At 46.6% G+C, this 294-nt stretch carries 1 protein-coding gene; it reads right to left on the reverse strand.

The features are described 5' to 3' along the window. A partial coding sequence (locus HBA93_RS20510) for a hypothetical protein (protein ID WP_221724504.1) occupies positions 1–227 on the reverse strand: 227 nt, incomplete at its 3' end. Positions 228–294 lie beyond the last annotated feature (67 nt).

Below are 294 nucleotides of genomic sequence, written 5' to 3' on the forward strand. Positions count from 1 at the left end.
GTCGCTATAATTAAGCATATCCAGGAAACAGCCTTTAAAGTCGTCCTATGACGCTCTGCAGCGCTTCCGAGGGTGTCTAAAATGACGGCGAGACCGATAATTCCAAAAGCATAGGTCGTTATCGAATAAACTGGGAAAACCTGAGGTAGGAAGAACATCGCTGCAATGGCCAGGATCACTGCGATTATTATGGTGACCCAATGGCGGGTTCCCCGAACAAATTTCATAACTGATCCTTTACTTTTCAGGAAACAAAATTTGCCATAGGCCCCGATCACGGTCACGTTGGGTGAG

It is taken from the genome of Ochrobactrum sp. SFR4, assembly GCF_019730395.1.
GTDB lineage: Bacteria > Pseudomonadota > Alphaproteobacteria > Rhizobiales > Rhizobiaceae > Pseudochrobactrum.